At 68.8% G+C, this 26,043-nt stretch carries 19 protein-coding genes and 3 pseudogenes; 12 read left to right on the plus strand and 10 right to left on the minus strand.

Annotation, left to right across the window (positions count from 1 at the left end):
- Positions 1-131: 131 nt before the first annotated feature.
- The gene (locus ACSMXO_RS12215; RefSeq protein ID WP_346263493.1) at positions 132-740 is read right to left on the minus strand and encodes a TetR/AcrR family transcriptional regulator; all 609 of its coding nucleotides are present in this window, start codon (positions 738-740) and stop codon (positions 132-134) included.
- A 60-nt stretch (positions 741-800) separates the two neighbouring features.
- On the opposite strand from ACSMXO_RS12215, the pseudogene ACSMXO_RS12220 reads away from it, so the two are divergent.
- The 3 genes and pseudogenes from ACSMXO_RS12220 to ACSMXO_RS12230 all read left to right on the plus strand — a co-directional run.
- Positions 801-1,046: pseudogene (locus tag ACSMXO_RS12220) on the plus strand (glycosyl hydrolase-related protein); the annotation flags it as partial.
- 630 nt (positions 1,047-1,676) lie between these two features.
- Positions 1,677-3,197, plus strand: a complete 1,521-nt coding sequence (locus tag ACSMXO_RS12225; RefSeq protein WP_455417793.1) for an endo-1,4-beta-xylanase — start codon at positions 1,677-1,679, stop codon at positions 3,195-3,197.
- Positions 3,198-3,895: 698 nt separating this feature from the next.
- Positions 3,896-4,312 (plus strand): hypothetical protein, encoded by a 417-nt coding sequence (locus ACSMXO_RS12230; protein ID WP_455417794.1) that lies wholly within the window; start codon positions 3,896-3,898, stop codon positions 4,310-4,312.
- 263 nt (positions 4,313-4,575) lie between these two features.
- On the opposite strand, the gene ACSMXO_RS12235 is transcribed toward ACSMXO_RS12230, so the two are convergent.
- Positions 4,576-5,301: a TetR/AcrR family transcriptional regulator gene (locus tag ACSMXO_RS12235; RefSeq protein ID WP_455417795.1), complete on the minus strand. Its 726-nt coding sequence runs from the start codon at positions 5,299-5,301 to the stop codon at positions 4,576-4,578.
- A gap of 27 nt (positions 5,302-5,328) precedes the next feature.
- Between ACSMXO_RS12235 and ACSMXO_RS12240 the strand changes: the two genes are divergently transcribed.
- Positions 5,329-6,543, plus strand: a complete 1,215-nt coding sequence (locus ACSMXO_RS12240; protein ID WP_455419227.1) for an FAD-dependent oxidoreductase — start codon at positions 5,329-5,331, stop codon at positions 6,541-6,543.
- Positions 6,540-6,818 (plus strand): hypothetical protein, encoded by a 279-nt coding sequence (locus ACSMXO_RS12245; protein WP_455417796.1) that lies wholly within the window; start codon positions 6,540-6,542, stop codon positions 6,816-6,818. Before ACSMXO_RS12240 ends, ACSMXO_RS12245 begins: the two co-directional genes overlap by 4 nt.
- Before the next feature lie 143 nt (positions 6,819-6,961).
- Here the strand turns inward: ACSMXO_RS12245 and ACSMXO_RS12250 are convergent.
- The 3 genes and pseudogenes from ACSMXO_RS12250 to ACSMXO_RS12260 form a co-directional block, all read right to left on the minus strand.
- Positions 6,962-7,266: pseudogene (locus ACSMXO_RS12250) on the minus strand (VOC family protein); the annotation flags it as partial.
- Positions 7,226-7,333 (minus strand): annotated as a pseudogene (locus tag ACSMXO_RS12255) (glyceraldehyde 3-phosphate dehydrogenase NAD-binding domain-containing protein); the annotation flags it as partial. The pseudogenes ACSMXO_RS12255 and ACSMXO_RS12250, both read right to left, overlap by 41 nt.
- A gap of 302 nt (positions 7,334-7,635) precedes the next feature.
- Entirely contained in the window at positions 7,636-10,980 is a 3,345-nt protein-coding gene (locus ACSMXO_RS12260; RefSeq protein ID WP_455417797.1) for a S8 family peptidase, read from the minus strand.
- A 736-nt stretch (positions 10,981-11,716) separates the two neighbouring features.
- On the opposite strand from ACSMXO_RS12260, the gene ACSMXO_RS12265 reads away from it, so the two are divergent.
- Entirely contained in the window at positions 11,717-14,992 is a 3,276-nt protein-coding gene (locus ACSMXO_RS12265) for a hypothetical protein (protein ID WP_455417798.1), read from the plus strand.
- 62 nt (positions 14,993-15,054) lie between these two features.
- Here ACSMXO_RS12265 and ACSMXO_RS12270 read toward each other — a convergent pair whose 3' ends face one another.
- Complete coding sequence (locus ACSMXO_RS12270) at positions 15,055-15,447, minus strand: Imm32 family immunity protein (RefSeq protein WP_455417799.1); 393 nt, start codon at positions 15,445-15,447, stop codon at positions 15,055-15,057.
- 39 nt (positions 15,448-15,486) lie between these two features.
- Positions 15,487-16,443 carry a DUF5937 family protein gene (locus ACSMXO_RS12275; RefSeq protein ID WP_455417800.1) on the minus strand — a complete coding sequence of 319 codons (957 nt, stop codon included), beginning with the start codon at positions 16,441-16,443 and terminating at the stop codon, positions 15,487-15,489.
- Between the two features lie 84 nt (positions 16,444-16,527).
- Here ACSMXO_RS12275 and ACSMXO_RS12280 point away from each other — a divergent pair, with 84 nt between their 5' ends.
- Positions 16,528-17,787 (plus strand): MFS transporter, encoded by a 1,260-nt coding sequence (locus ACSMXO_RS12280; RefSeq protein ID WP_455417801.1) that lies wholly within the window; start codon positions 16,528-16,530, stop codon positions 17,785-17,787.
- A gap of 170 nt (positions 17,788-17,957) precedes the next feature.
- On the opposite strand, the gene ACSMXO_RS12285 is transcribed toward ACSMXO_RS12280, so the two are convergent.
- Positions 17,958-18,767 carry a hypothetical protein gene (locus ACSMXO_RS12285; protein WP_455417802.1) on the minus strand — a complete coding sequence of 270 codons (810 nt, stop codon included), beginning with the start codon at positions 18,765-18,767 and terminating at the stop codon, positions 17,958-17,960.
- Between the two features lie 346 nt (positions 18,768-19,113).
- Here ACSMXO_RS12285 and ACSMXO_RS12290 point away from each other — a divergent pair, with 346 nt between their 5' ends.
- The 3 genes from ACSMXO_RS12290 to ACSMXO_RS12300 all read left to right on the plus strand — a co-directional run bounded on the left by ACSMXO_RS12290 (position 19,114) and on the right by ACSMXO_RS12300 (position 22,603).
- The gene (locus ACSMXO_RS12290; RefSeq protein WP_455417803.1) at positions 19,114-20,619 is read left to right on the plus strand and encodes a serine hydrolase domain-containing protein; all 1,506 of its coding nucleotides are present in this window, start codon (positions 19,114-19,116) and stop codon (positions 20,617-20,619) included.
- 416 nt (positions 20,620-21,035) lie between these two features.
- Positions 21,036-21,518 carry a hypothetical protein gene (locus tag ACSMXO_RS12295; protein WP_455417804.1) on the plus strand — a complete coding sequence of 161 codons (483 nt, stop codon included), beginning with the start codon at positions 21,036-21,038 and terminating at the stop codon, positions 21,516-21,518.
- Between the two features lie 227 nt (positions 21,519-21,745).
- Positions 21,746-22,603: a hypothetical protein gene (locus tag ACSMXO_RS12300; RefSeq protein ID WP_455417805.1), complete on the plus strand. Its 858-nt coding sequence runs from the start codon at positions 21,746-21,748 to the stop codon at positions 22,601-22,603.
- A 328-nt stretch (positions 22,604-22,931) separates the two neighbouring features.
- Here the strand turns inward: ACSMXO_RS12300 and ACSMXO_RS12305 are convergent, their stop codons facing one another.
- Positions 22,932-23,834 (minus strand): hypothetical protein, encoded by a 903-nt coding sequence (locus ACSMXO_RS12305; protein WP_455417806.1) that lies wholly within the window; start codon positions 23,832-23,834, stop codon positions 22,932-22,934.
- A 156-nt stretch (positions 23,835-23,990) separates the two neighbouring features.
- On the opposite strand from ACSMXO_RS12305, the gene ACSMXO_RS12310 reads away from it, so the two are divergent.
- Both ACSMXO_RS12310 and ACSMXO_RS12315 read left to right on the plus strand, forming a co-directional pair.
- Complete coding sequence (locus tag ACSMXO_RS12310; RefSeq protein ID WP_455417807.1) at positions 23,991-24,269, plus strand: hypothetical protein; 279 nt, start codon at positions 23,991-23,993, stop codon at positions 24,267-24,269.
- Positions 24,270-24,411: 142 nt separating this feature from the next.
- Positions 24,412-25,284 carry a DUF1963 domain-containing protein gene (locus ACSMXO_RS12315; RefSeq protein WP_455417808.1) on the plus strand — a complete coding sequence of 291 codons (873 nt, stop codon included), beginning with the start codon at positions 24,412-24,414 and terminating at the stop codon, positions 25,282-25,284.
- A 99-nt stretch (positions 25,285-25,383) separates the two neighbouring features.
- Here ACSMXO_RS12315 and ACSMXO_RS12320 read toward each other — a convergent pair whose 3' ends face one another.
- On the minus strand, positions 25,384-25,788 hold the full coding sequence (locus ACSMXO_RS12320) for a hypothetical protein (protein WP_455417809.1): 405 nt from the start codon (positions 25,786-25,788) through the stop codon (positions 25,384-25,386).
- Positions 25,789-26,043: the final 255 nt, after the last annotated feature.

The raw sequence follows: 26,043 nt of genomic DNA on the forward strand, positions 1-26,043 counted from the left end.
TGTGCCTGCTCGCAAACGGTTTCTCGGTTCCAGAACATCGGTTCGCGACATCCACTGAGCAATTTTCATCTTGGGTGGCGGGCCGGACATTCGATCCGTGTCGCCGTCACCAACCCCGGTGGGCAGGACAACTAGCCTGCGGAATCGGTCGGCTGGCGCTGGCTGTGGATCCGGACCAGTCCTTCGATCCCGCGAAGGAAGGTCTCGGACACCAGCGCCGGGTCGAACAAGCAACCGGCTGCCATGGCGCCGTCGCGCAGCATGACGAAGTGGCGCGCGGCGGCGTCCGACGAGTCCTCCGCGACCTGTGCCATCAGCATCGTGAGTCGGTCCAGGAACCATTGCCGGTGGGCGATGATCTGCTGGTGCACCGGATGACCAGGGTCCGGGTACTCCGCGGCGGCGTTCAGGAAGGCGCATCCGCGGAATCCGGGGGACTGGATGCCCTGAGCGATGGAGTTCGCCACGGCCACGAGGGCGTCGACCGGCGACGGGTTGGCGGCGATCGCCGCGTCGACCGCGCTGCGGTCCATCTGGTGGACCTCGCGCAGGTAGGTGAGCACGAGATCCTCCTTGCCGGGGAAGTGCCGGTAGAAGGTGGCCCGGGTGACCTTCGCCTCGGCAATGATCCGGTCGACACCGACCGCGTGGATGCCCTCCGCGTAGAAGATCCGGATCGCGGTGTTGAGTAGCCGGAGTCGCGCCTCGGAGGGCCGGGTTTCGGTTTCGCTGCGCGTCATGCGACAACCCTAGCGAATAGAACGTTCGCTCTACCGGTCCGTGCTCGTGAAGCGGTCAAACTCGCCGAGGACCGCTCGGGCGATCTCGTCGTTCGCCTGCACGAAGCGGCCGGCACCCGTACCCGGTTGACCGTTCGACCGAACGTCGACGTCACCGTCGCCTGGACGACCGACCTGCCCGAACGTGATCTCGACCAGCGCGCGTGGCAGCCACCGTCAGCCTCACATGGCGGCGCGGGCGGCCGGTCGTGGTCGCCCGGATCGCCAGCGCCCGCTCTCGCGCCGTCGAACAATTCCCCGCATTGAATCGCCGGTGCCGCTCTCGAGACCGCGTCACGCCTGGTACCAGGAGGGCCACGCGCGCGACGCTCGCCGCTGAAGCCACGTGCGGTGGGGCGTCATAGCCAGGATGAACGGTGCTGATCCAGCGGAACTGGGCAGCTTCCTGCGGCGCGGGCGAGCGGCCGTGCCGCCGCCGGAGTCCACCAGCGGTGCGCGGACGTCGCGACGGCAGGTACCGGGGTGGTTTCCTCCGTCTGCTCCGTACCCTCGACGACACCATGCCGGTCAGCATCCACGACGGACGTCTCGACATACTGCGCCGCGGCGAGGTGGCCGGGCTGCGCTGGTATGACGTCGACCTCGACCGACGGGCCATCCCGGGCAGCCTTCCGCAGAAGGCACACTCTCGAGAGTTTCGGTACCTGTGGCGTCGACGATGGACGCGATCGAGCGTCGTCCTCCTGCCTGCGTCCGACAGCCTGGTCGGGCGGTTCCCTTACCTGCACAAACATGCTTCCGCTGGCTTCCTGGCCTCTTGGAGGTTTCCGGAGCATTTCCGGAAGTTGTTGACAGTGCGGCTAGCTGGTATCGATACTGACCCTTCGGAGGCATGCATGGGCGTCGATCGCTGACGTCAGGCATCGAGGAGGTCCCGTGAACAGCAGCAGCCTGAGACAGCGTAAGAAAGTTACTAAAATAGCGTTGCCGACGGCGGTGTTGGTGCTGATAAGCGGCGCTGTGACGGTCCAGTCCATCCATCCGGCCGCTGCGGCCGAGACCACGCTGCGGGCCGCGGCCGCCAAGGCCGGGCTGTTCTTCGGCGTCGCCGCCTCACCCAACCGGCTCTACCCGATCGTCGGTCAGGAGTTCAACCAACTGACTCCCGAGAACGACATGAAGCCGGATCGGATCGCCACGTCGAGCGGAGGGCTGCAGAACACCAGCGGCGCGGACAACCTGGTCAACCATGCCCAGAGCAACAACATGCTGGTCCGTGGTCACACGTTGGTGTGGCACTCGCAGGCCGGCGCCCTGCAGGGTGCCAGCCAGGGGACGCTGAACACCTTCATCGGCAACGCCATCAACCGCTGGGGCAGCAGGATCGCGTACTGGGACGTCGTCAACGAGGCGCTGGAGGACAACAACACCGGTCGGCGCCGGAACCAGTGGCCGCACACCATGAACCGGGACGCGAACGGCGACGGTGACTTCTTCGACTCCGGCGACACCGACGTCATCCGGGACTCGTTCATGCGCGCCAAGCAGGTCGTGCAGGCCGGCGGGCTCACCACCAAGCTCTGCATCAACGACTACGACGTCGAGGGCCTGACGGTCCAGGGCGGTACCCAGAACCGCAAGGCCAACGCGCTGTATGACATCGTCAGCAACTACCGGCAGTACATCGACTGCGTTGGGTTCCAGGCGCACTTCAACGACAACCCGAACAGCATCATCACCAACGACCTGCAGGCCAACATCCAGCGCTTCGCCGACCTCGGCGTCGAGGTGCACATCACCGAGCTGGACATCGACGACGACCTGAGCAACAACGACATCGGCACGGGCCAGGCGGAGAACTACCGCAAGGTCGTCCGGGCCTGCCTGAACGTCGCGAAGTGCACCGGCATCACCGTCTGGGGCATCGCCGACAGCGAGTCGTGGCGATCGTCGGAGCGGGGCCTGCTGTTCACCGGCGGCAACGGAAATTACCAGAAGAAGGCCGCCTACCACGCGGTCCTCGACGAACTGAACAAGGGCCGTAACTCCACCCCGCCGACGACCACGCCGCCGGTGACGCCGTCCGTCCCGCCGACCACGCCGCCGGTCGACCCGACCACTCCGCCGCCGACGTCCGCCCCGCCGACCACGCCGCCGAACCCGACCACCGGCTGCTCGGCCACGGTCTCGCTGAACTCCTGGACCGGTGGCTTCGTCGCCACCGTGAGGGTCACCGCCGGCACCGCGCCGATCAGCAGGTGGAACGTCCAGCTCACCCTGCCGTCCGGGGCCACCGTGACCAACACCTGGAGCGCCAATCGCACCGGCACCAGCGGCGCCGTGCAGTTCAGCAACGTCAGCTACAACGGCTCGGTAAACGCCGGCCAGTACACCGAGTTCGGCTTCCAGGGCGTTGGGGCCGCCACCGGCCTGACCCCGGTGTGCACCGCCTCCTGAGCACCACCTGTCCTGGACGGGCGGCTTGCGCCCGTCCAGGACAAGCTGCAGCTTCCTAATGGCGATGCCAGATCTTTGGGGATAACGCGTACCCCGAAGGACGGTCAGGGTGGCACCGTAGCAACTGGACGCATCCACGGGGGCGCTGTCAGGCACGCAGAGGGTTGAGAATGGCCGAGGCAGGGTCAGGAATTCTTTGTAGCCCCTCCACCGCCGGGTGCCTCCATCGAAGCTGACGATGTCCAAATCGTCGACAGCGGACCCATGGAGCTGAATCTCCCCGACGTGCTGCGGGTCAACGCGTTAGCTGCGCCTTACCGAGGGCATGGTCGGACGCGGCGCGTGAGCGCCGCGAGGTCCAGGTTGAAAAAGGAATCTTGTGCACCACATCCGAGATGTACCGTTCCGTGAAGATTCACCTCAACCCCGGACCAGCAACAGAACCGCCGTCATGGCCACCCTGCGTAGCACCGCGATCGGCTACCACCGCACAACCGGAGAAACCAACATCGCCCCGCGCCCCCCCGACGCACCGACCGCCGCCCCTACGCCCTCATCACCGCCGTGACCAGCAACATCCCGGCAACGCGATAACCCTGCGCAGGTCGAGCCGATGTGAAGCCTCGATGAAGCCGCAGAGTGTTTGCATGAGGGCAGGCAACGAGCCAGCAGGAAATCAAAGGCGCCAGGGAGGCAAAATGAAGAAAGTGAAATTGGCATCCACGATTGCCCTGACGGCTGCACTCCTGGTTGGTCTGACGCCCGCAGCCGCATCGGCGGCCAGCAGGGAGATTCGCAATACAGGCACGTACGCCATCGGTGCCATCCAGGTCTTCGATGGTCAGTACGCACAGGGTAACTACGATGCCCTGATTCCACCCGGGCGCTTTTCGGGCTGGGCGAGCACTGCAGGTATCTGGATCGGACCGGGATACTGCGTAAGATTCCGCGAGTGGCTCTCCGGGACTGAGGCCTCCCCTCCAGGTCCGTCGCAGCTGGGGAACCCCTTTATTCATCTCGGCCCGGGTTATGTGCACCTCGCCGTTAATTATACGGCGCTTGGTTTCGACGTGAGGGCATTGCCACTCAGCAATTCCCTTTGCTACAATCCATAGCCGATCACCGAAATGGACTGGTCCGTCTTCACCAGCAGTGAGCTGAGCTCACCGCCACGGCCTGAACAGCGGCAGCATCCGGGGCGGAGCCGGGTGCTGCCGCCTGCCCACGCGAAGTCCAGTTTCATCTCAGGACTGGACTGACCCTACCCAAGCTGCCCGACCTCGCCGCTCTCCTGATCCCCGGCCGCCGGGAACGTACCTACCTCCGCGCCGTGAAACCCGCCCGCCACAACCAGTACCGCGTCAAGAAACCCAATAGGTCACGTGTGGGGATGGTTGGTGATGCCGTCCAGGATGGTGACCAGGTTGTGGTGGAAGATTTCCTCGGCATTGAGGTGGGTGCCGTCGATGACGAGCCGGGCGACGGTCGGGTAGCGGCCTGTTTCGAGCATGCGTGTCAAATAGGGTCCGAGGGCGGCCTGCCAAGCGGACACGTTGGTGCCGGTTGAACGGGCGGTGCGTCGCTCGGTGATCTCTCTGCGGAGCGCTCCGACGATGAACGCGTTGAGGGCGCCTAAGGCCCGCTGGAGATCGTCGATACCGCGCACGCCAGGGGCCTGGCTGAGCGCCGCCGCGGTCGATTCGCCCACGGCGAGCGCGTGAGGTCCTAGGTGTGGCCTTCCGCCGAGCAGGTCGGCGAACCACTCATGATCAAGAGCGACATCGCGGGTCCGGTGAACGATGGCCAGTACCGTGGCGCGCCACTCGGAGTACTGGCCGGCCTCGGCGATCTGGGCATACACGGCGTCGACCATCAGATCAAGCAGTTCGGATCTGTTGATCACGTAGTCGTAGAGCCGCATCGGACCGACACCGAGCTCTTTGGCGATCTTGCGTACCGATAGCCCGTCGAGGCCGTGTGCGTCGGCGAGCCGGATCGCCGTAGCGGCGATCTTCGCGCGGCTCAGCGGCACCGGCGCCGCCCGCGGCTGAGGCTCGGGCCGTTCCCAGATGGGCAGCGGTGCGCTACCGTACGGCGTATCCATAAGGTACAGCGTACGGTAGTGGAGACGATGATGCGGATTGCGATCGCCGGTGGTGGCCTCGGCGGACTGACGCTGGCCCGAATCCTGCACCGGCACGACATCGACGCGGTGGTGTACGAACGCGAGGCAAGCCGATCCGCGCGATCACAGGGCGGAATGCTCGACCTGCACCCGGAGTCCGGGCAACAGGCCCTGGCCGATGCGGGCCTCGCCGGCCGATTCCGGTCCGAGGCACGGCCCGAGGGCGAGGAACATCGCATCCTCGACCCGGCCGGACGCACCCTCGTGCACCACAAGCCACAACCCGGCTCTTTCTCCGGACGTCCCGAGATCGACCGCCGCGTACTGCGTGATCTTCTGCTCGATTCGCTCCCCGGCGACACGGTGGCCTGGCAGCACCGGCTCGTCGCGGCGACGCCACGACCCGGCGGAGGGTTCGGGCTGACGTTCGATGGCGGCCACAGCGCCGACTGCGACATCCTCATCGGTGCGGACGGCGCACGCTCGGTCGTCCGGTCGCTGCTGACCGACGCGACACTCTCCTACGTGGCCACCTTGGTAGAGCTGAGCATCAACGACGCCGACCGGCGTCACCCGGATCTCGCCGATCTGGTCGGCCCCGGAAACCTCTGGTGCATCGGCGTGAACCAGATCCTGGCAGCGCAACGCCTCGGCGACGGCAGCATCCGAGTCGGGATCTCCCTACGCGCGGACGATCGCCACATGGACACCTACCGCAGCAAGCGCGCTCTGCTGGGCATGTTCGATGGCTGGAACCCCAGCCTCACCGCACTCATCGAAGCCGGCGACGGCCCGCCGACCCCACGCAGGATCGAGGCGATGCCCACCGGTACACGCTGGGCCCACCGGCCGGGCATCACCCTCATCGGTGACGCCGCGCACCTCATGCCGCCGGTCGGCGAGGGCGCCAACCAAGCCATGCTCGACGCCGCCGAACTCGCCGCCGAACTCGCCACCAACCCCGCCGACCCCGACTCGGCGATCCAGACGTACGAGGAGGCGATGTTCATTAGAATCCACCCGATCGCCGAAATGTCCGCACGAGTCCAGGCAATGATGCTGTCCCCCACCGCAGCCGACGACATCGTCCGCTTCTTCACGCCACGGCCCACCGAGCCAGCGCCGAGGCCGACCACTGGGTGTCGAGCGGCAAGCTCCGGCCCGTCCGGGTCACCGACACCCGCGCCGGCGCGCCGGGCTGGACCGCGTCCGCTCAGGTGAACGACTTCGCCGCTGGCTCGCAGACACTGTCCGGCAAGTTCCTCGGCTGGACCCCGCAGGTTGTGGCGCAGCCCGGCACGGGTGGCGTGACCGCCGGCGCCGCTCTCGCCCTGGGCTTCGAGTCCGGCCGAGGGCTGCTCGACAGCAGCCCGCTCGCGATCGGCGCCGCCGGCTCGCTCGGCATGAGCGAGCTCGGTGCGGATCTCCGTATCGAAGCGCCAACCACACTGGCCCCCGGCACCTACGTCGCCACCATCACGTTTACCGGGATCTGACAACGATCCGCCCGCAGGGCGGCCGGTAACCACCGTCGGTAGCCGGCCGCCCGAGCCTGCCCGTACCGACCCGCGAACACCAGTGAGCGTGGCGACATGGTCGGGGCAGAACCGTCGACCGCGTCGGGAGGTGGGGTGGGGCGTTACTCGACCACGTCGCTGCCCTCAAGGTCCTGCATCACGAGGCACGACTCGTTGTCGCCATCGACAGGCAGCAGTCGCAGCGTACGCGCCGAGCACGGTCAGTCGGGCGCATTCGGCCTCAGGTGCGGCCAGGCGCTCCTCACCCACCAGCCCGGTGCCGACCCGCACGGCACGATGCAGCCGGTTCTTGACGACCTTGCCTTCGGGACCGCGCGGGAACGCGCTGGAAGAACAGTCGCGGGCCCACGCCTGAGGAATCAATGCAGGTCGTTGAGCGGGACGCCCTCGACGTCGGCGTCGTTCGCCAGGGCGGCGCGTTGGTAGCTGCGCCCGATCCGCCCGAAGCCGTTGATGCCGATACGTACCGTCATGACGTTCGCTTCCTCTGGTCGTTCTTGTCGTTCGGCGCGGACGGTGCCGCCGCCCGGAGCAAGTCGACGGCGCCGGCGCGGGCGTCGCCGACGGGCCTGGGTCCTGCTGCCCGACCGCGAGCACGTAGCCGCCCTGCGGCCGCGTGCTGGCGGTCGCACTCATCTCGGCATGCAGAATCTGGCCCTGTCCCTAGCCGCCTCAGCGATCACGGACTCGCCGATGGCCCGGCGGATCCGTGACCGGCTGCTCTGGCACCGGTGACCGGACGCGGCGCCTACCGGCGCCGCGTCCGGGCCCTCCCTCAGTGCCGGTAGGCGCGGATGATGGTCTGCTTGACCGTGTTACCGCTGGTGTCCGTCGCGGCGGACCGCAGCGAGACGAAGCCGGTGCCGGCCGGGTTGCGCACCCAGGCGACCGCCTTCTCGCCGGACCGCCGTACGGGCAGCTGCTGCCAGGTCTTGCCGTCGTCGAAGGACGCTTCGACGGTCAAGGTCTTGGTCCGGCCCGGCGCCGCTCCGACCTGACGGTCGAGCGAGACTGGGATCGCGAACACCCGGCCGGCCGGCGCCCGGTTGTCGATGTCGAGCTCCGGGGTGTACCGGATCGCCGTCATCGGCAGCTTCACCAGTTCGCCGTCGCTGACGTGCGCGGACTTGAAGGTCCACTCCGCGTCGACCACGGTCGACAGGGTGAACGCCGGGTCGCTGCGGAAGGTTGCGGCCAGCCGGTAGTCACCCTTCTCCGCAGGCACGTCCCACGACCAGGGCGCCTGGTTCGCGTCGCCGACCTTGACCCCGTTGCGGTAGAGGTCCACCTGCACGCTGCCGCCGACGATCTGCCGGAACCCCATGTGCCCGCTGCCGTCGCCGTGCAGCGGCCCCGGCCCGCCCATCGTGTCGCCCCAGTAGCGGGTGGCGAACTGTTGGCCGAAGTTCGGCTCTGGGAAGACCGGCCCGGCCACCGCGTTGGCCCACTTCACCGTGTACGTCCGGCCGGGCCGGAAGCTGGCCCACGCCGACTGGTAGTAGGTGTATCCCTGCTGGGCCGAGGTCGACTGCCACACCGCCAACTTGTCCTGGTTGTAGTACTCGGTGATGGTGCTCGGCACGTCGTAGGTGAAGCTCGGCGGGGCCTGGCGCCCGTCGGCCGACCGGGTGATCGGCGAGTTGCCGGGCGCGTGCGCGAACGCGAGCCGCGAAACCGGCACGCCGGCAACGTCCGCGCTGACCTGGGAGCGGACCGTGGCGAAGTCACCCGTGCGCAGCTTGCGGGTCAGCCCGGTCATCATCTTCTGCGGTTCGTAGAGGTAGACCCGGTAGACGTACGGGCTGTTGTGCAGGCTGCCGTCCTGGGCTACCTGGCCCCACGTCCCGTTGACGTAGGAGACGAAGCCGGGTGTCTTGCCAGCCCCGATCTGCGCGGTCCGCACGCGGTCGAAGGGAACGTTCATCAGCACGCCGTACGGGTCGTTGCTGCCCCAGATCTGCGGCTGCTCGGTCCGGATCGTCCAGCCGGACTCCTGGAAGACCGCGGTGGCCTTCGGGTTCGGCACCGACACCGCGATCGGCTTCGCCAGGCGGGTGTCCATGGTGAGCGCCTGGTCCCTGGTCAGGTCGAGGCTCGGGCGCACCAGCGACGTGATCTGCGGGAAGTACGGGTCGCCGCTCTGTAGGTAGGTCTGGACCAGGTAGCGGCCCGCGCGGATGCGGTACTGGGTGGTCGCGGGGTCGCCGAGCACCAGAATGGCCTGCCGGTCCAGGTCGGTCAGGATGGTCACCCAGCCCTGCTCGGCCGTGGGCGCTCCGCCGTCCGGGCCGACGAGCTTGAGGGTCAGCTGGTGGCGGGCGACGTCGAGCGCGACCGGAGTCTGCACCTGCGTGCCACCGCCGGTGGCAGTCACCTCACCGCCGAAGTAGCGGTCGGGCAGGTCGACGCTGGCCTGCACGGTGATGGTCACGGTGGCCGTGCCGCCGGCCGGGACCGTGACCGAGGAGGCGCTGAGGCTGAACAGGCCGGCCGGTGCCGGGGCGCCGTCGGCGTCCTTGGCGTCGAGGGAGACGGCCAGGGTGAGGGCGGAAGAGCCGCTGTTCGCGTACGTGACCGTGCGCGTCTGCGCAGCGGTGGTCCGTTCGAAGGCGACGCTGGCCGGGCTAGCCGTGACGGTCTGCTGGATCGCCCGGGCGACGTTGACGAAGCCCGCGCCCTGCTCGTAGACGCCGATGGCAGCGCTCGGCTGCGCGGCCGCCATCAGCGTGGACTTGATCCGCTCAGGCGTCCAGTCCGGGTGCTGCTGGCTCAGGATCGCCGCCGCGCCAGCCATGTGCGGAGTCGCCATCGAGGTGCCGGAGAGGCTGGCGTACTGCGGGTTCTCGTCGTCCGGCAACAGGTCGGAGGTCGAGCTGCGCGCGGCGACGATGCCAACACCAGGTGCGGTGAGGTCCGGCTTGATACCGGCGTCACCCGCGCGCGGGCCACGGCTGGAAAACTCGGCCAGCTCGCCCGTCTTGGTCACGGCCCCCACGGTCAGCGCCTCGGCCACGCCGCCCGGCGAGTTCACCGTGGACTCGCCGGCCAGGCCGTCGTTGCCCGCGGCGACGACGAAGAGCACGCCGTAACGGTGGGTAAGGTCGGCCAGGGCCGCCTCGATCGGGTCGGTCTCCGGGCTGTCCGGGCCGCCGAGGCTCATGTTGGCGACCTTGACGCCCTGCTGTGCCGCCCAGGTCATGCCCGCCAGGATCGCCGACTCCGGGCAGCCCTCTGCGGTGCAGACCTTGGCGCTGTAGAGAGTCGCGCCGGGTGCCACGCCCTTGTGACGGCCCTGGGACGCGGCGGCGCTGCCGGCGATGGTGGAGGCGACGTGGGTGCCGTGGCCGACGCGGTCGAGGGCGTCTGGGTCGGCGGTGAAGTTCTCCGCGGCGGCGACCTGTCCGACCAGGTCGGGGTGGGTCTGGTCGACGCCGGTGTCGATCACACCGACCTTCACCCCCGTTCCCGTCCAGCCTGCCTTCCATGCCTGCGGCGCGCCGGTCAGCGGGACGCTGACGTCGAGGGTGGGTTGGCGCAGCCCGTCGAGCCAGATCTTGTCGAACCCGGGCCGCAGTTGCCGTTCGGTGCCACTCGCGGCGGACGTGATGCTGTTCCAGAAGGACACCGCGTCCGCGCGGCTCTCCGCGACAGCGCTCGCCCCGGAGAGCGCCCGGGTGGTCCGGGCACCGACGAGGCCGGCGGGGGCGACGCTGCTGTGCTGGACGATGAGCGGCAGGGCGGCCCGGGTGTCGTCGTAGCCGAAGCGGACCAGCATCGAGATGTCGAAAAGCCGGGAGTCGAGCTTGCCCTGGTTGAGCAGGCCCACGGCGTCGGCGGGGATGACCCGCACGTCCTCGCCGGCGCTGTGGGTGATGAACGGGATCCGTTCCCGTCCCTTGCCCGGCACGACGTCGACAGCGGTCTGGCCGTCCACAGCGCCGAGGCGGACGACGTCGCCGGTGAGCAGAGTGACCGTCCGGGGCTTGGACGCGACCACGGGTGTGGTCGCCGGCTTCCCGACCCGGGGCTGCGCCGACGCCGGCACACCGCCCGGAGCCACCACCGAGACCCCTAGCACCAGCAGTGCCAGCGCCGATAACTTGCGAACTGAACGCATCATTCTCCCTGGATTGAGCGCGAGAGGTATCCAGGTGATCTTGACCCGAACGGCGGGTGAAAGTTTATCCTGAGTGACCTGGGTCACTGTTACTGAACCGGTGCGGGCCCGCGCGTCCGGACCGTCGAGCCCTCATCCGTACATTCGCCTAGGCGTAGCGGCCCGCGCACCTGAGCAGGTGTTCCCGCCCGAGCCGCGTTGTGCGAGCGGTACACCCGGTTGAGCTGCGCGCCGTCCGGACCGCTGCTCCCTGCGATCGACGGAACGGGGCCGGCCTGGTTCGGCAACCTCATCGTCGAGGGCGCACACTGCCCCGGCCGGCCGGTGAGCGAGAGCCGCGGAATCGGTGCCGAGGGTGGTAGACACCGTGGAGGGAACTGCTCGACGTCCGGGTCGGTGGCCGGCCCGCCGCGGAAGGGTCCGGCCCGCTCGACACTGGTTGTCGAGCCGGGGGGCAACGCTACTTCGAGGCGTGCAACCCCTCTCGAGCCACTCCCCGCCCTGCGGCGACGCCGGGGCCCCGCAGGCCAATTGAGAGCCACACGACCAGCGTGGGCAGCCGAAGAGAAGGCGACAAGCCCGGACGCCTAGACCGAAGCCTGGCCGGGCCACGGTCACCGGTCAATGAAACAAGTAGCCGATGACCCGGATGCCGGGCGGTGTCCGTTGCCTTGAAGATCGGCCGGCTAGCCCATCGTCGGGTGATATTGGCTCTCGTGGTCGAGGCTGGGCAGGCAGAATGTGCGCCGTGCTCGCATCCACCCGGGAACTGCTGACGTCGTTGGATTCGTTGCCCTATCGGCAGCGGCTACGCCACGTGGCCGGGTGGGCGCGCGAGTCCGCCGATCGCGCCGAGGTGTGTGCCGACCTGCGGGGTCTGGGCGCGTATGAGCGTCATCTGGCCCTGGTCGCTTCGATGGTGGTGCGCGACGCTCATGGTGTCGAGGCCGCGTTACAGGATCCGCAGCCGTCGATCAAGGCCGTGGCGCTCGGCGCGGCCGCGCGTGCTGGCCTGCTCCGTGGGGCGGAAGTGGACCTGTCGGCGGTTGAGCGGCGGCGTATCTATCGCCTGCTGCGCCGGCTGAAGGCGTCGGCGACCGCGGACGCCCTGGTCGCCGGGGTCCGCGCGGAGTACGGCGATGACGAGGCGGCGGCTGTGCTGCCCGCGTGCAGCGCGCCGGTGGTGCGGTCGCTGCTGCCTGAGCTGGAGCACGCGGCCGACATTGGGGCGCTCATGCGCCGGCACCCCGGCCTGGTTCTGGAGCGGGTGGAGGCACGACTGGCCGCGGCCACGCCCGAAGTCCGCGACCGGATCTGGAACGAGGTGGGCCATGCGCTGCTCGACGGCGACCCGGCCACGGTCCTCGGCCTCTTGGAGCGGCACGCGCCGCCGACTCGCTTGCCCGGCGGCCTGACTGCGTACGGTCTGCTCGCCGCGCATGACCCTGGCCGCGTCGTGGCCCTGCTCACCGCGCCGGACCGGGCCGCCTGGGTCGGGCGTGCCGGACTGCCGCCCGCGGTGCTGCGCCGTTTGGCCGTGCTACCCACCGACCGGCTCGTCCCACTGGCCTGCCTGGTCCGGGACAACGCCACAACGTTCGCGGCGCTGCTCGACGAGCTTCCGCCGGCGCGTCGCGGCGAACTGTACGACGGCGCGCTGGCCGAGGTGAACACCGCCACGCGGGTACCGGCGACGGAGGTCATGGAGGCGCTGCCCGCGGCGGTCCGGATCCGGGAGGCGACCCGCTTGCTGGGGCTGCCGGAGATCCGCGAGCGGGAAGACATGGTGCGCTACTGGAGCTCGTTCCTGGCCTGGCCGGATGCGTCGGCCGCGCTGGCGGACGCGTTGCGCTCCGGCGACGCTGGCGAGCGGGCGCAGGCGTACGGAATGCTGGTGCACGCCGCCCGGCGCTCACGCGACCCGCAGGTCGTCGCCGAGCTGGTGGACCGGCTCGGCCGGCTCCACAACGAGCAGGACCCGGTCCGCTCTGCCGCGCTGAGCGCGCTCTCTTCGGTCGCCCGCCTGCTCACCCCCGCCGCGGCGGCCGGGCTGACCCGGCTGACCACCGACGCTGTCGAGGCGCGGGACGGGTCGGCCGTGACGACGTCCGCGCTGAGCGCCCTCGCCGCGGACACTCTGCAACATCACGTCGAGGTGCCCGAGCTGCGCGAGTGGGCGCTGCTGACCATCGACCTGGTGGGCTCCACCGCGCAGGTACCGGTGCTGCGCCGGTTCGACGTGGTGCTGCGCTGTGGGCAGGAGACCATGGTCGCCGATCGGTTGTCCGGCTGGGTCACGGCCGCTATGGAGCGTGGCCGCTACGGGCCGCTGTTCGCGCTCACCGGAGCGCTCGGCAAGCGCGCCTGGCGGGTGCCCGAGCTGCAGGAGCTGCTGCACCGGGCGACCGGCCGGCACAGCCCGGAGTCGGTGGCCGCCCGAGCCGTCGAGCTGTGGCTGGACAACCCGCGAGGGCGCAGCGACCGCGTTGAGCAGCTGCTTACCGCCGACCCGACCACGGTGACGATCCCGGCCGTGTGGCGGACGATCTGTACAACCCGCACCGACCTGCCGGACCGGGTGCTCGACCATCCGCCGCGGGGTCGGTTCGTCTCCGATCACCTCCGCTGGGTGCCGGGCTGGCCGGTCCACCCCGAGCGGTGGCTGCCCCGCCAGCACGCTGCGTACATAGGGTTGCAGGAGCGCGTCGTGGCCGACACGGCGGCCGGCGTACGGCAACGGGCCGCGGCTATCAGGGCCGCCGCCCCGATCCCCGCACTGGGGCGGGAGCCGGTGCTGCGTTACATCGACTCGCCCACGGTGGTGCTCGCCGAGGCAGCGCTCGGCGCGCTGGTGTGGACCGACCGGCCCGCCGAGGCGCTGCCCCTGCTGCTCCAACATGCCGGGGACGACCGGGCCCGGGTGGCGCTCTACGCGGCCGGGCGCGCGGTGCGGTTCGTGGCGCCGTCGCGGCTGCCCGCCGCGCTGCGTCCGGTGCTGCTCGACCCCGGCACCAAGGTGACCAGCCGGAAGGAGGCCGCCCGCCTGCTGGCCCGGTACGGCCCGCCGCAGGTGATGGGAATGCTGCTCGACACGTATACGAACCCGCAGACGCACCGTGACGTCCGCGCGGCGATCGTCTCCGCCGCTCGTCAGCGGCTCGACACCGAGGCGAGCTGGACGATCCTCGACACGGCGCTGCGTGGCAGCAGGGAGGAATGCCGCGCCGTGCTTGCGGCCTCCGCGAGCGATGTCGCCGACCGGCACCGGGCACGCTACGCGGCACTCATCACCGAGGCATGCCGCGCCATTGACCGCGAAGTCCGAAGGGCCGCGTTCCAACAGCTGCCGTACTGGTCCCACTGGGCCGGCGACATCACCGAGCTGGTCGTGGAAAGACTCACCGACCTCGGCGAGCACCGCGCCACGATCGAGATCGCCCAACTGCTGCGCGCGTTGCATGGTGCCGGTCTCGACGTCGCCTTCGACCGCCTTACGCAACGCGACGCCGCGGACTCCCAGCCGGCCGGGCCCGGGGCCGACCGGCCGGCCCGCCGGCGCATCGAAACCCTGGCGCAAGCGGCGGTGACCTGGGCGCGCAGCACACCCCTGGATACCAACCGGTCGGCGATGGTCACAGCGGCCCGGCAGCTCGCCACACAACCCGCCTTCACCGGGACGGCGACAGCGATGCTGGTCGGTCTCGGACGCCTCGACAACCTCGACCAGATCGCCGACCTGTGCGCCGGTCGGCCCGCGCTGGCCGTCCGCACAGCCGCACGGGTAGCTGCCCGCCTGCGGGAACTGCCGAACTCCATGGACGCCGCCGTCCTCCGGCCGGCCATCCTCCGGCTGGCCGGCCGAGGCGACCTCGCCGGTGGACTTTTCGCCATCGAGCTCACCCGGCCCGGCGCCACGTTCGGATGGTCCGCAGCCTGGCGGGACCTCCTGCTCGACCTACGCCACCATCCCGATCCCGACGTGCGCGAGGAGGCGTACACCGTCGACATGACGTAGGGCTGCTGTGCACGAGGCGCCAAGATCGAGTGCACTGACCTGCCGCGTCGAGGGCGTTGCTGCTACGCCGGCTCCGGCCAGTCGGCCACGATGATCAACGGAACACATGCTGGCGACCGGTACTCGTCGCCGGGGAGGTACTCGATGTGCTGATGCCGGTTGACCCCGTGCGCGTCCGCGGTCTCGGCTTGATCCGCCACACCATCGAGCGCTTCCCAGATGATGTCGAGATACCCGCGGCCGCCGGAGAAGTGCAGAGTTGCACCATCACGCAGACCGACGGTCAGAGGGCCTTCGGTTTCCTCCTGGATGACGACGCCGTCGGTGATCGCTACCTCAAGGTGCGCGGCATGCTGGCGTAGCAACCGGCCAAGAGCGCGCAGCGCAGCCGGCGGACCGGCAAGCTCGAGCTCGCCGTCGAGGACAGAAACGCGGCAATGCCGGTGATCACCCATCGACGCATTCTGCCCTACACCCGGGCCCCTACCTCCGGATCAGCCGCCGATGAGTGCGTCGCCCCGCGCGGTGCGCACGTAGAAGACCAGCCGACCGGCCCGCTGCCGGGTGACCAGGCCCGCTGCCACGAGCCGTGAGAGGTGGGCCGAGACTCCGCTCGGGGCCAGCCCGGTACGGCGGGCCAGCGACGTCGTCGTCGACGGGGTCGTCAGCTCAGCCAGCAGGGTCGCCCGAGCCTGGCCGAGCACCGGGGCGAGATTAGGCGCGGGTGGGTCGTTGAGCCACATCGAGCCCACACCCCGAGTGGGATACCGCAGCACCGGAGCCCAAGGCTCGGACGCCTTGACGAAAACGTTCGGCCAGGCGAACAGCGACGGCACGAGCACCAGGCCGCGCCCTCCGAGTTCGTAGCGCAGGTCCAGGTTGGGCCGGTTCACCGATAGGACGTCATCCGACCACGAGATCATGGGATCGAGTTCGGAGAACATCCGGTGCGGGCCCGCGTCGGCCAGTCGCCGTGCCCGAAACATCACGTCGCCCTCCAGGATGCCGCGAATCCGCCCCCAGTACGGCGCCAGCGCGAGGTCCCAGTAGGTCCGCATCTGCTCCACGACCACGCGAAGAGTACGACGCGGCGCGCGACGCAGGTCTGACAGCGAGGCGGGCAGCCGGTCGCCGTACACCGCCGTGAGTTCCTCGCGTACGACCGCCACCGGCGTCTTGCGCACGGCCGCGAACTCCGCCTCGGGCTCGGCGACGGGCGAGTGCGGCGCTGGCGCGAGGAAACCCGGCAGCCTCCGTTCCGGCGCGATCACCAGGTCCCGCAGCAGCCGCAGGTCGGGTGCGGCCAGCACCGCGGCGCGGTGCCGGCTCACCCAGGGCAGGTGCACGGCGTGCGCGCCGGGATCGCGCAGTACGCGCAGGCTCGCAACGACCTCCCAGGCGGGGGAGATCGCGAACCTGACACTCGCGAGGTCGGCCAGGGACAACGACATTTGCAGCATCAGATGGCTTCCATGAGGATTCATCGTAGTCCGAATCGTTGGTGCGCGGCGGCGGCCACCACCGAGGGTTCGGGCATGTCGATCCAGCACGCCCCCCGAGGGCACTCCGACGCCCGGGCCCTGCCCCGCGACTTCACCCGCTACCTCGTCGCCGCCGTGGCGGCGAAATGGGGCTTCAACATCGCCAAGGTGGCCATCCCGCTCGTCGCGATCACGTCGCTCGGCGCTGGTCCGGGCGCGGCGGGTGCACTGGCCGCTGCCGGCACCGCCCCCTTTCTGCTGCTGGGGTTGCCGGCGGGTGCGTGGCTCGACCGCGTCGCCCGTCGCCCGGTCATGATCGCCATGGATCTGGCCCGGTTCGCGCTGATCGGTTCGGTACCGGTCGCCGCCGCCTTCTCCGTCCTGACCATGACCCAACTCTGGGTGGTGGTGTTCCTCAACGGCGTCGCGACCGTCTTCTTCGACGTCGCGATGCAGAGCCATCTGCCGGATCTTGTCGGCGGCGGCGACGGCCGACGCCTGATCGCCGCGAACGGGCGGCTCGGCATCGTGGAGCAGATGGCGTTGGTCGGCGCTCCGGCGCTGGCCGGCTGGCTGGTCGGCCTGTCCACAGCCTCGGCGGTGCTGATCGCGACGGCACTCGGCTACCTCTGGTCGGCGCTGTGGATCCGACGCATCCAGCGGCCGGAGCCACGCCAGGTCGAGGTCGTACGACGCTCACTCGCGGCCGAGGTACGGGAGGGCCTGTCGTTCGTCCGGCACAACCGCACCCTGCGCGCGATCGCCGTCGCCGGAGCGCTCGTGAACTTCGCGACCGCGGGTACCGTCGCGATGCTGCCGCTCATCCTGGTCCAGGAACTGCACTGGACGGAGAGCCAGCTAGGTCTCTTCCTCGGTGCCGGCGGCACCGGAGGCCTGCTCGGAGCGCTCTACGGCGAGCGATTGTCAAGGATGCTCGGTGCCGGCCGCTCGGTACTCGTGATCGGGCTGGTAATCGCCCCGGTCTCGTTCGTGCTACCGCTCGTCGGTCAGGCCGTTCCCGGGCCGGCCGCCGCGCTCGCCTGGGCGATCGTGATCTTCAAGGTCGGCTTCGACAGCGTGGTTCTGATGTCGTTCCGCCAGCACGTCACGCCGCCGCGGCTACTGGGACGCGTCAACGGCACCCTGCGGGTAATGTTCAGCGGCGCGCTCACCCTCGGCGCGGCGGCCGCGGCATTCGTCGGCGATCTCTCCGGTCCTCGTGCCGCCACCTGGGTCGCCTGCGCCGCACTCGCGCTGGTGTGGGTGCCGATCCTGCGTTCCCCGATGCGCCGGCAGACCCTCGACGGATCATGAACCCTTTCCCGACGACCCATCCCGGATGAGGTCCCGCCCGCGCACCACGCCGAGCCGGCATCCGGATCTTCCGCGGATCTTCCGTGGATCGTGCGCGGCCGGCGTCACGTACAGCGCCACGGACAGCAGGACATCCAGGCCGGCAGCCGATCCTCCGAGACGTCGCCGTGTCAGGCTGAGCGGTCGGTTCGGGGCACGATCGGGTCGATGGGCTGGCCGGGACTGTACTCGGCCTCGAGCCAGTCGGCGAGGTTGAACCTGCTGCCACACATGCTGCAAGTGGCCCGGCCGAACAGGCATGTGAGGCCGTCCGCGAGAGTCGTATCGCCGCCCATGGTGGCGATGCCGTGTACCCAGCTACCGATCCCCGTCAAGTCCTCGGGCTTAGCGGGAGAGAGCGGAACCCGGCGGATGTCGCCGTCGTTGTGGTCGCGGATCGCCGAGTAGCGGCCGTAGTCGCCGATCACGGTCAGCAGACGGGTAGTGCAGTGTGGGCAGTCCAGGTGGTAGTGCTCGTCGGTGAAGTCCAGGCTGACCGAGGCCCAGAGCAGGTACCCGGCGAAGGCGAGCGTGTCCTGCAACTGCCTGACCAACTCGGGACCGGCACACCCCCGCAGGCGGGCTTGAGCGAGACGATGCAGCACCGCGAGAGCCTCAGGGTTAGCCCGCACCAGGTCGTCATGCTCGTCGTACCGGTGCAGAGTTCGTACGATCGCCGCCGCGAGGTCCAGCGCCCGGTCCCGATGCTCGTCGGTGCCGAACTCCGCGAGCCGGCCGAGTTCGGGCAACGCGGCGAACCCCGCCGAGCAGCAACACTCTCCCTCTACAACAAGCCGGTCTTCGAGCTCGTCCCACACCGCGGCATCGGGCTGCTGTGCGAGCCGGCCGAGCAGGATGCCAACGCTGATACCAGAGGCGCCCCGCACATCCCGCGTCGAGCGCCAACCGAGCACCGAACGATCTAACACCACATCCGCCATCCCTTGGAGCACACAGCGCCGTGAGCCGCCACCCGACCACGGTTCATGATCCGGCATCCGCTTCTGCCACGGCCAGGGCACGGCAGCGCTGGCAGGTCTGTCACTGTCGGTGGCTGCCGACCGTGGCACCCTACGGTGCGTGATGCACCCCGGCCGCTGCGGCGCACGGTCGGCGGCAGAACTTTGCAGTTGATCGTGGACGGAATCCGAAAATCGCCAGATATCTCGACCGGCGCCAGCTACGACATCAGCGGCCGCTGCGCTACCGACCGAGCCGCTTGTAGCGCCACCGATCTAGATTGGAGGCTCGGCCTCAACCGCGGGGGTTCTCATGCCACCACAGCAGGTGTCCCGTCGCAACCTCCTACGCGCTACCGCGGCCGGTGGATTCGTCACCGCCGTCCCCGCGCCGCCACGACTCACTCGGGTCCCGTCCGCCGTCCGGGAGCTCGAGGAGAAGATCCAGGCCGGAATGGAGAGGTACGGCGTCGCCGGCGTCGGCCTCGGCCTCTGGTATCGCGGCAACGAATATGTCCGCGGCTTCGGCGTCACCCGCACCGACGCTCCCGAGGACGTCGACGGGGATACGGTCTTCCGTGTCGGCTCGACCACCAAGACCTTCACCGGCGCGGCCATCATGCGTCTCGTGGAGCAGGGCAGGATCGATCTTGATCGTACGGTCCGGAGCTACCTTCCCGGCTTCCGGACCACCGACGCTGCGGCCTCGTCGCGGGTGACCGTCCGGCAGGCGCTCAACCACACGGCTGGCTGGCTCGGCGACTTCTTCCTGGACACCGGCGACGACGCCGGGGCGCTCGCCCGCTACGTCGCCGCGATGGACCGCCTCCCGCAGCTCACCCCGCCCGGCCGGGTGTTCGCCTACAACAACGCCGCGCTGTCCCTGGCCGGGCGGTTGATCGAGGTAGTGACGCGCCGCTCGTACGAGGAAGAGGTGCGGCGAAGCCTGCTAGATCCGCTCCGCCTGAGCCGATCGGGATTCTTCCTGGACGAGATCCCCGGCGCCCGGGTCGCACAGCCGCACGTCTACGACCCGGCCACCGGCGGCATCGTGGTCTCGCCGGAGTCCTGGCGGATTCCGCGCTCGCTCCACCCGGCCGGCGCGCTCATCTCCAGCGCACGCGACCAGATCCGGTGGGCCCGATTCCACCTGGGCAACGGCGGTCGCGTGTTGAGCGGCCGCTCGATCCGCGCGATGCGGTCCCGTCCCGGCCCAGGCGGCACCCTGTTCGTCGAGCTGGACGGCGCCGGCGTCACCTGGATGCTGCGGCCGACCGCCGAGGGACCCACGGTGGTGCAGCACGGGGGCGACTGGGCCGGGCAGCACAGCGGCTTCCTGATGGTGCCCGCCCGCGACTTCGCCATCACGGTGCTCACCAACTCCGACGCCGGGACCGCGTTGCTCGACGACCTGTTCATCGACGACTGGGCGCTGCGCCGCTTTGCCGGGGTCAGCAACATCCCCGCGCCCCCGCTCACGCTCACCGACGCCGAGCTCGCGCCGTATCTGGGCAGCTACTCCGGTCAGCAGATCGACATCGACGGCACCGTTTACACGCAGGAGTTCGAATTCGTCGCCGACAACGGCCGGTTGGTGCTGATGTTCGGCGGCCAGGCGGTGGACGGGTTCGCGTTCTACCGCAAGGACTACGTGGTCGACCTGCCCCTAAACGGCGGCACTGAGGAGGGCCCACGCGCCAACTTCGTCCGCGGCCCGGACGGGACGGTCCAGTGGTTCCGTCTCGGCGGCCGGCTCGCCCGCCGCGGCGCGCCTCACACCGCCCGTGGCGGACGGCGGGCCACCATGTTCAACCCGAGGCCGCTCCTGTCCTAGCCGGGCCCCTTCGTACGCACCGCCAACGAAGGGCCGGCGCTGACCGTGTCCGTTCCCGGACATGATCGAATGCGCTGTCATCGGAACGTTCGGACAACCCCGGCCACCTCGATCAGGTGCACGGTTCTCGACCAGTTCAGGATGCGCGTCACGGGACGTCGAACACCGAGCGTGACGGCTCACCATCCGCCTGGGTGCGCGGAGGGCGGCAGAAGCGGATACCGCCGATGACACCGAGGCGTCGTCGTTGTCACTGGTACCCAGAGCCGGCAACATGCGGTGATGGCCGGGTAGGCGGACAACGCGCGCACTGCGGCAGATCCGGATGCCAGTCATACTCGGATCACGGTAGAAGCCCGCCGATGTTCGCCCCGTGCCGTCTCGCGGGAGATCGGCTATTGACGGATGGGTGTGGAGTGAGCAAGACAGTACCGGTCGGGTTTGGTGGGCGCTGGTTCTGGGCCTACGACGTCAGCCTCGGAGTACTGCTCCTGGAAGCCGTTCAGGTGGCCGGGGAGACGCCACCCGAGCAGCGGTCACCACGGACCGATGCTGTATTGGACGACCTGCGAACTCACGTGCAGGTCGGCGCCAGCTTCGCCTTCCCACTCGACGCCAGCAACTGGGACAACGAGCAACGGGACTACGTCCGTTCGATCATCGCGGAGGCGGGACGTCGGCTGCGTGGGTATGGAGTCGTCACGTCGGCGCAGGCTGCTCATCGCTACGTGATCGAGGGTGAGCCCCTCTTCCTGCGTGGACATGAGCAGATCAACGGCGAGGTGATCGCCGACCTCGCCGAGGCGCTCGAATGCTTGATCCAGGACCAACTGCCGCCAGTGCCCGTGACCGACCGGCATTGGCTCTTCGGCATAGAGGGTGGCCCGCGCATTCTGTGAGGGCCGCCAGCCGAGCGTGCCTGGCACGGGACACCAACACTTCAACGAACTGTCATCGGCTAGGACCCGAACGTCGAGCGGCCAGGAAGAATGGTTACGAAGCGTGACGACTTCGGCCGGGTGGCACGCACGAACGGTGGCATGTGAGTGCGTTGCGCTCTGCGCGGTCTCGGTGGTCGGCCTCAGCATGCCTACGACGATCGTCGGGTCGGCGCAGGAGGGCACGGATGATCGAATGGCTCGAGGATGTCTGGTTTCGAGCCCACGCCGTGCAAATCGTCGAAGGCGGTGAGGACGGCGGCCCTCTTCCCGGGCGTGCGGTTCTGGCTGAGTTAGCGGACGCTGTGTCGGTCGACGCGGCGCGTGTGTTGACCACGACCGGTCGTTCTACCGGTGACGTCTGTCGTTGTCTGGGTGGGCCGACGATCGTGCTCAGTGATATTGCGGGCCAGGTGCTTGCCAACGCTGGCCTGCACGGCCACGGCTCGGTCAGTTGGGAGCGGTCGCGGTTCCGTAACGACCTTGTCGTGGCGGATCCTGCGGCGCTCCACCTGTTCCTGGCCGAGCACGGGGTACCGAATCAGCTGACTCCTTTCCTGGCACCGTTGGCCGAACTCCTGAACCTGCAGGAGGGCCGCCCGCAGTTCCGGCCCGCGGGGCGAACAGGCAAGCGGTACCTGACCGAGCGTGGGGTTCCTGACGTGCTGCATCCGGTGTTGGTCGCCGTCACCGGTCAGCAATCCGGCGAGCTGTCCGATGCGCAAGTCGACGAGGCCCGTCGACGGCTCACCGCCACCATGCCCTCACCCGCTGGCAGGGCCGCGATCCTGCTGTCCTGGCTGGGCCGGCTCTCCAGCCCGGCCGAGGCACTCTGGGGCGAGGGCGTACTGGTACGACGGCTACTTGCCGATCTCGCCCTGCCCGACGTCGCGACCGCAGCCGCCGAAACACGCACCCGAGAGGTCGCGATGGGGGTCGTCAACCTGGTCATGCACTCCGGCGACGACGGTACGCTGGCAAAGGCCGTCGGCCCGACGCTGCGTCAACTGTTCCCGCCGGCACCTGCGGCCGGGCCCGTACGGTAGCCGCCGAACATTCGGTTCGGCGAACGCTCGCTGACACAGCTCGCCAGCCGCCATCCCGCATGCTCTGCGGCACGCCGAGCCGCTGACATACCGTCCATTCCCGGCACGTTGCGCCCGGTCCGCAGCTACTTGGAGACTTTCGGCCGGATCGGTGCCCGGCGAGACGCTCCCACGTTGCGGCTGCCTACCGGTGGCATTGGCGTGGCTCTCTCCTGGCCTGCGGTCTCGTCGGGCACCGCGCGAGGAGTGGCTGGAAAGGGGGTTCGTTCTGCTCGAAGTAGCGGTGCCCTCCTTGCTGACAATCCGCTGCTGCCCCCAGGGGAGCGGATCACCTGGTGTTGCCCCGGGGGTCGGCAGACGACGACTCGGAGCCAACCGAGTCTTCCACGGCCGGCGGCTTGCCACGCGGAGGCGACGGCCCATCGGAAGCGGGCGGCGCCGGAGCGACCGGCGGTCGAACCGCCACCGTCCCCGACGGGAAGGCCATCAGCTGGACAACGACCACTATGCCAGGCAGCATGACCGACAGGAGAGCGGCGGCGATGAATACGCCTGGCGAGACCCCGTCCGCCCAGTAGCTCCGGTCGACAGTGGTCAACAGACCGAAGATGACGGCACAGCTGAGGACGTAGGCAATCCCGAGGTAGGCCGCGTGGGTCACCGCCCGATGCGCCCCGTAACGAAGTCGGGGAGCAAACGCGTGCCCGACAACGACCAGCGCGACCAGCGCCGACCATGCCCGGACCAGCCAGTCGAGCCAGGGATACATCCCCTCGGGCCGGACATCCCTCAGATAGTCGTGCGCGGTCACCGCCAACTGTCCGACTATCACCAGGGACAGACCGTACGCGGTCACCCGGATCAACCGGAGCGGAGACTCGAACTCGCTGCGCCCGGCGATCAGCCACGCTAAGCCGGTGAACAGGGTGAGCGAGCCAACCCCAAGCATCCCAGCCGCCACCGTCGTCTGCGTCCAGGCCCGGGGGCAGGTCCGTTCACCGGCGATGACGCCAAAGAAAAAGCTATCCAGAGCGAACGTGACCAGGCCGGCGATGAACATGGTCAACGCCTTGGCCGACGGACGTCTCGGCGTCTCCCTATCGATCAGCATGACTATGCCAGCGAAGACGAGACCAGCGACCACGCCGGCCAGCTGGGAGTGTGCCCCGGCCGAGCCAAGCGGATTCCAATCTACCGACTCACACGCTTCGCCCACCGGCACCTCGCCCAAGTCCTTGACAGTCGGACCACACCGTCGACGCTATCGGTGCAAGTTTCACTGTAGTGGGCGAAGGCAAAATCTCCGGACACATCACCGCCCGTACAGGGATATGACAGTCGCCCGGTCGAAGGAATTCGTGCCACGCAAACTCCAGGAAAAACCTTGGTGCTGTCGCTGATCGCTTGCGGCGTGGCCGGGCTGGTCTTCGTCAACAACGAACTGGATCCGCTCCCGGTGCAGTCCCGCTCGCAGGTCGCCAGCGCGGCTCAGGTGGAAGCCATCGCTCACGCGACCCTGCCTCCCGGAACCGTGCTGCTGTCCGCCGTTTACACGCGGTCACCGCGTACCTATGCGCGAACCGCAGCTAAAATTCCGGGTGCATCCTCCTCTGCCGCCGAGCGAGCGCGCTGGACACCGGCGCCCCTCACTATCGGTACGCCATAGTTCGACGTGTCGGACGCACGCCTGTGCCGATGCGGACGCACCCGATCACCGCGGCGGTGCCGACGATGGCGTCTGCGGGCCGTGGGTCACCCGGTTGCCGGCTCGCCCTCTCGTCGTTGTCTTCGTGGCATCATGCTGGGCCATGGATCATCAGGGGCAGTTTCGTCGTGCAGCGCTCGAGTTGGGCATCCCGGACGACGAGATCAGCGGGTTCACCAAGTACCTCCGTTTGTCGATCCGGTTGAGCGGGGGTTCCGACGGTGTTCCGGTCGGGCAGTTCGGTGGGTTGCCCCGGCTGCCGGTGGGCATGGACTGGCCGTTCGCCGGGGTCAGTCCGTTGCCGTTCATCTTCTCCGTCGACTGTGCGGCGCTGCCGAGAGTCGACGGCTTCGGCCTGCCGGTAGACGGCTCGCTGCTCTTCTTCCTGGACCACGAGGAGGACTACCTGGCCAGAGCCACCGGGGAGCGGAGATACGCGCGAGTCGTGTATGTACCGGCCAGCACCGATACCGAGGTGGCGGAAGAACCCACCAACGACGAGTTCATCGGCAAGCAGTACGACGTCGGCGCCACGCTCCTCGCGCAGTTGCCCAATTGGTTCGGCACGGACGAGGACGAGGACGACCCGTCGCCCTTCCAGCGGCAGTTGGACCGTGACCTGGAGCGTGACCTGCCACACCTGGACGAACTCTGTGCCCTGGCCTACGACCTCTGGCCGTCTGACGAGGGGCTCGCCAGCGCCTATATCGGTGGGTATGCCGACGATGAGGTGATCACGGGTATTGCGGAACAGACCCTCGCGGGGCGCGAGAAGGCCGGCGAGATCGTCATCCCGGTGGCGAAGTGGTATTCCCATGTGGAGAAGGAGAAGCACCGGCTGACGAGCGAGTGGGTGTCGCTCGCCCGCTTTTCCTTGGCCGACGAGTGCTACTACGGGAGTTTTGTGATCCGCCACGACGACCTGGCCGCCGGTAGGCTGGACAAGGCGTTTTCCGTGACCGAGTTCAGCGAGTAGAACACCGGCGGCGCCGAATGCGGCCGCGGATCCGCGTTGCCTGCGGTCGCCGACGTCAGATGCTGGGCATCCGCTCATGCCGCTCTCCGAGCAGCCACGTCAACTTGCCGTGCCGTACGACCAGTGCAGCGCGACGTCGGGCTTCATCCGTAGCCACAGAGCGGAAGCCGGCGCGTCATCCGGGAAATCGACCCGTAGCAGCTCGCGACCGTGGATCCGTTCGACTCCGACACGCTGAACGCCACGCAGATCCAGGTCGAGCAGCTCGGCTCCGTCGGGGGCGGTCCGCAACCGTAGCCGAACGACCTCGTATCCCGGCTCGATGTACATCTCTATGTCGTATCCGGCTCGGGTGGTTCGGAACGTCACTGCCGTGTAGGGCCACAGCTCTCGCCAGTCGAACTCGTATCCGGCGTCGCGCTCGTCGTCCGCGTACCGATAGACCGGCTCCGCCTCGAACAGCCAGATCAGGTCCTCGTAGCTGGGGACCGGCTCCATGACCACCAGAAGATCCTCACACGGAGCCCGGAGAGGCTTGCACGGCCTCCGCATCTGCCGCAGAGCACGCGCGGTGGCGGGCCGCGCACGGGTCACAGAGCGTGGCGACGTACGTTCGACGCGGCGTCCGGTCACGCCGAGTTGAGTGCGTTCGATCATGCGGATAACGGGTGTCGGGGATGCCTTCTGGTTGTGTCCGGAGCACCTACGCGAGACTCAACAGGTGCATCTCGTCGCTACGGATCACCCAGTCGTCCAGGT

The sequence above is a fragment of the Plantactinospora sp. DSM 117369 genome (genome assembly GCF_053764795.1).

What these genes read in the sequence shown, in the direction of transcription:
- ACSMXO_RS12260 (WP_455417797.1), bottom strand. Translation starts at nt 10,980, where the DNA reads ATGATGCGTTCAGTTCGCAAGTTATCGGCGCTGGCACTGCTGGTGCTA.
- ACSMXO_RS12280 (WP_455417801.1), top strand. Translation starts at nt 16,528, where the DNA reads ATGTCGATCCAGCACGCCCCCCGAGGGCACTCCGACGCCCGGGCCCTG.
- ACSMXO_RS12270 (WP_455417799.1), bottom strand. Translation starts at nt 15,447, where the DNA reads ATGGGTGATCACCGGCATTGCCGCGTTTCTGTCCTCGACGGCGAGCTC.
- ACSMXO_RS12285 (WP_455417802.1), bottom strand. Translation starts at nt 18,767, where the DNA reads ATGGCGGATGTGGTGTTAGATCGTTCGGTGCTCGGTTGGCGCTCGACG.
- ACSMXO_RS12265 (WP_455417798.1), top strand. Translation starts at nt 11,717, where the DNA reads ATGTGCGCCGTGCTCGCATCCACCCGGGAACTGCTGACGTCGTTGGAT.
- ACSMXO_RS12240 (WP_455419227.1), top strand. Translation starts at nt 5,329, where the DNA reads ATGATGCGGATTGCGATCGCCGGTGGTGGCCTCGGCGGACTGACGCTG.
- ACSMXO_RS12315 (WP_455417808.1), top strand. Translation starts at nt 24,412, where the DNA reads ATGGATCATCAGGGGCAGTTTCGTCGTGCAGCGCTCGAGTTGGGCATC.
- ACSMXO_RS12300 (WP_455417805.1), top strand. Translation starts at nt 21,746, where the DNA reads ATGATCGAATGGCTCGAGGATGTCTGGTTTCGAGCCCACGCCGTGCAA.
- ACSMXO_RS12275 (WP_455417800.1), bottom strand. Translation starts at nt 16,443, where the DNA reads ATGTCGTTGTCCCTGGCCGACCTCGCGAGTGTCAGGTTCGCGATCTCC.
- ACSMXO_RS12230 (WP_455417794.1), top strand. Translation starts at nt 3,896, where the DNA reads ATGAAGAAAGTGAAATTGGCATCCACGATTGCCCTGACGGCTGCACTC.
- ACSMXO_RS12235 (WP_455417795.1), bottom strand. Translation starts at nt 5,301, where the DNA reads ATGGATACGCCGTACGGTAGCGCACCGCTGCCCATCTGGGAACGGCCC.
- ACSMXO_RS12215 (WP_346263493.1), bottom strand. Translation starts at nt 740, where the DNA reads ATGACGCGCAGCGAAACCGAAACCCGGCCCTCCGAGGCGCGACTCCGG.